The organism is Methylorubrum sp. Q1, assembly GCF_004683995.1.
In the GTDB taxonomy this organism is placed as follows: Bacteria; Pseudomonadota; Alphaproteobacteria; order Rhizobiales; family Beijerinckiaceae; genus Methylobacterium.
The window spans coordinates 1-884 of the sequence record NZ_SRHQ01000094.1; the positions used below are offsets into that span (position 1 = coordinate 1).

Consider the following 884-nt stretch of genomic DNA (forward strand, 5'->3'; position numbering starts at 1 on the left):
TTCGGGGTCCAGCCGAGTTCGTTGCGGATGCGGTCGGCACCGGCGATGATCTGGGCCGGATCACCGGCACGGCGGGGCGACAAGCGCACCTCGAAGTCACGGCCTGAGATGCGCTTGACCACCTCCACGACCTCCAGAACCGAGTAGCCCCGGCCGTAGCCGCAATTGACGGTCAGGCTGCCGCCGCCGCCGCGCAGATGGTCGAGAACGGTGAGATGCGCCGCGGCCAGATCCGAGACTTGGATGTAGTCGCGCAGGCACGAGCCGTCGCGGGTGGGATAGTCGGTGCCGAACACCTCCAGATGCGTGCGCTGACCGAGCGCGGCCTGCGTCGCGACCTTGATGAGGTGGGTGGCCGCCGGCATCGATTGCCCGGAACGCCCGCGCGGATCGGCCCCGGCCACGTTGAAGTAGCGCAGCACCCCGTAGGTGAAGCCGTGCGCGGCGGCGGCATCCGCGAGCATCCACTCGCTCATCAGCTTCGAGCGGCCGTAGGGGTTGATCGGGTTCGTCGCCAGGGTCTCGGGCACCGGCACGGTCTCGGGCTCGCCGTAGACGGCCGCCGTCGAGGAAAAGATGAAGTGCCGCACATTCGTGCGCGCGGCCGTCTCGATCAGCGCGCGTGTCTTCACGGTGTTGGCGAGATAGTAGCCCAACGGGTCGGCGACCGATTCCGGCACGACGATCTTGGCCGCGAAATGCGCGACCGCGTCGATCTGGTGGCGCAGGATGGTCTCGGTGACGAGCGCTTGGTCGGCCACGTCGCCGACGACGAGACGCACTTCCGGAGGCAGAGCCCAGTCGTAACCGGTCGAGAGGTCGTCGAGGACCACGACCTCCTCATGCCCGGCATCGACCAGCGCGAGCACCATATGGCTGCCGAT

At 68.0% G+C, this 884-nt stretch carries 1 protein-coding gene; it reads right to left on the minus strand.

The window, feature by feature from the left end; genetic code table 11:
• A partial coding sequence (gene galE / locus E4V01_RS25410) for a UDP-glucose 4-epimerase GalE (RefSeq protein ID WP_135300305.1) occupies positions 1–884 on the minus strand: 884 nt, incomplete at both ends.